This is a genomic window from uncultured Thermomonas sp. (assembly GCF_937872235.1).
GTDB lineage: Bacteria > Pseudomonadota > Gammaproteobacteria > Xanthomonadales > Xanthomonadaceae > Thermomonas > Thermomonas beijingensis.
In genome coordinates, this window is the sequence record NZ_CALMPC010000066.1 from 1 (window position 1) to 2,704 (window position 2,704).

Consider the following 2,704-nt stretch of genomic DNA (forward strand, 5'->3'; position numbering starts at 1 on the left):
ATCACCCTCATCGGCGGCGGCCTGGCCGGCGCCCTGCTCGCCATCCTGCTGGCCCGCCGCGGCTGGTCGGTGGACGTGTTCGAGCGGCGCGGCGACCCGCGCATTGATGGCTATGCCGGCGGGCGTTCAATCAACCTGGCACTGGCCGAGCGCGGCCTGCACGCGCTGCGCCAGGCCGGCGCCGACGAGGCCGTGCTGCAGCAGGCGGTGATGATGCGCGGCCGTTATGTGCACCCGCTGCACGGCACGCCGGGTTTGCAACGCTACGGGCGCGATGATTCGGAAGTGATTTACTCGATCAGTCGTGGCGAGCTCAATATCGTGCTGCTCGACATCGCCGAATCGCACGGTGCGCGCCTGCATTTCGACCACGCGCTGGAGCAGGTGGACTTCGTCGATCATGTCGCCACCTTCCGCCACCACACCGATTCCGTGACCCGCGCGTTCCGCGCGCTGGTCGGCGCGGACGGCGCCGGCTCTACCCTGCGCACCGAGATCGCGAAAGTGCAACCGCTGGGCGAACGCACCGAGTGGCTGGACCACGGCTACAAGGAACTGGAAATCCCGCCCGCCGCCGACGGTGGCTTTCGCATCGAGCCCAATGCCCTGCATATCTGGCCACGTGGCCACTACATGTGCATTGCGTTACCCAATGACGAACGCACCTTCACGGTGACCTTGTTCATGCCGCACGCGGGCAGTTATCCCAGTTTTGCGCAGGTACAAACCGGTGAGCAGGCGCAGGCATTGTTTGCACGCGACTTCCCCGATACGTTGCCACTGATTCCCAGGTTGCAACATGACTTTGAGGCCAACCCGGTGGGCACGTTGGCCACCTTGTATCTGGACCATTGGCACCTGGGCGGGCAAGCGGTGCTGCTGGGTGACGCCGCACACGCCATGGTGCCGTTCCACGGGCAAGGCATGAATTGTGCGTTCGAAGATTGCGTGGCGCTGGCCGAACATCTGACCGTTACCGCATCCCTGGCCGAAGCGTTCACCGCATTCGAAGCCGAGCGCAAGCCCAATGCCGAGGCAATCCAGCAAATGGCATTGGAAAACTACATTGAAATGCGCGACAAAGTCGACGATGCCGATTTCCTGCTGCAGCGGCAATTGGAATTACTGCTGCAAGCGCGCCATCCAGGCCGCTTTGTGCCGCACTACACGATGGTGACGTTCATGCGCGTTCCCTACGCCGTGGCGCTGCACCGTAGCGATGTGCAACGCAAGCTGCTGGCCAATGCCACATGCGGTTTGCACAGCCTGGATAGCGTGGATTGGGACACATTGGATGCCGCTATCGTGACGCAGCTACCGCCGCTGTAATCGGTTTCAAACCAACCCGAACCCCGCCGCACGCGCCAGCTCCGCAAAGCCCGGGAATGACGTTGCCACGGTGTCTACATCACGAATCAGCACCTTGCCAGCCGCACGCTGCGCGGCGACCGCAAATGCCATTGCAATACGGTGGTCGTGCTGGCTGACGATCTGCCCACCATGCATCGCGCCGGGGTGAATGGTGGCGCCATCGGGGGTTTCATCCACTTGCAGCCCGAGTGTGCGCAAGCCAGCCGCCATTACGCCCAAGCGGTCGGATTCCTTCACCCGCAACTCGGCCGCGCCACGCACCACGGTGGGGCCTTCGGCGCAAGCGGCGGCAATGAACAGCGCCGGGAATTCGTCGATCATGTCGGGCACCAACGCTTCCGGCACTTCGATCCCGTGCAGCGGCGCGTAGCGCACCCGCAAATCGGCCACTGGCTCGCCGCCGTGCATGCCGCTGCGTTCTTCGGTGATGTCGGCACCCATCATCCGCAGCGCGGTGAGCAAGCCGGTGCGCCGCGGGTTCAGGCCCACTTGCCGCAGGCGTAGCTCGGAGCCTGGAACAATACTGGCCGCGACCAGGAAGAACGCCGCCGAGGAGAAGTCTGCCGGTACCGCCACATCGGTGGCGCGCAGGCGCTGGCCGCCGCGCAGCCGCGCAAACCCGGGCGAGAATTCAATCTCCACGCCGAACGCCGACAGCATGCGTTCGGTGTAATCGCGGGTCGGGTGCGGCTCGCGCACCACGGTCTCACCGTGCGCATACAACCCAGCCAGCAGCAGGGCCGACTTCACCTGCGCGCTGGCTACTTCCAGCGTGTGGTCGATGCCGACCAGCGGCTGGCCGCCATGGATGCGCAGCGGCGGCGTGCCGCCCTCCTCCGTGTCGATGCGCGCGCCCATCTTCGCCAGCGGCACGGTGACGCGCCGCATCGGCCGTTTGCTGAGCGAAGCATCGCCAATCAATACGGAATCAAACCGTTGCGCTGCCAACAAGCCTGCAAGCAAACGCATCCCGGTGCCGGCATTGCCGCAGTCCAGTGGCGCAGCGCCAGGCTGCAAACCGTCGATACCCACACCGTGCACCACGCGCCGCGACGGCGATGGAGTTTCGATACGCACGCCCAAGCATTCGAAGATGGCTGCGGTGGCGCGGGTGTCTTCGCCTTCCAAAAACCCATCGATGGTGGAAGTGCCATCGGCCAATGCGGCAAACATCACCGACCGGTGCGAGACCGATTTGTCACCGGGGATGGTCAACACGCCTTGCAATGGCGTGCCTGCATGTGCCGTCCAGTGCATGCCACTCACGCCAGCACCTCATCCAGCGCCGCCAGCAGGCGTGCATTGGCCTGCGCCGTGCCCACCGTGATGCGCA

At 64.8% G+C, this 2,704-nt stretch carries 2 protein-coding genes; one reads left to right on the forward strand and one right to left on the reverse strand.

What is annotated here, in order from left to right; all coding sequences use genetic code 11:
• Window positions 1–1,329, forward strand: a 1,329-nt coding sequence (locus QWB57_RS05760; protein WP_288968713.1) for an NAD(P)/FAD-dependent oxidoreductase, incomplete at its 5' end; no start/stop codon positions are given.
• 6 nt (window positions 1,330–1,335) lie between these two features.
• Here the strand turns inward: QWB57_RS05760 and aroA are convergent.
• Window positions 1,336–2,628 carry a 3-phosphoshikimate 1-carboxyvinyltransferase gene (aroA, locus tag QWB57_RS05765; RefSeq protein ID WP_288968715.1) on the reverse strand — a complete coding sequence of 431 codons (1,293 nt, stop codon included), beginning with the start codon at window positions 2,626–2,628 and terminating at the stop codon, window positions 1,336–1,338.
• Between the last annotated feature and the right edge of the window lie 76 nt (window positions 2,629–2,704).

Coding starts and splice junctions, on each gene's coding strand:
- aroA (WP_288968715.1), bottom strand. CDS start 2,628: ATGCACTGGACGGCACATGCAGGCACGCCATTGCAAGGCGTGTTGACC.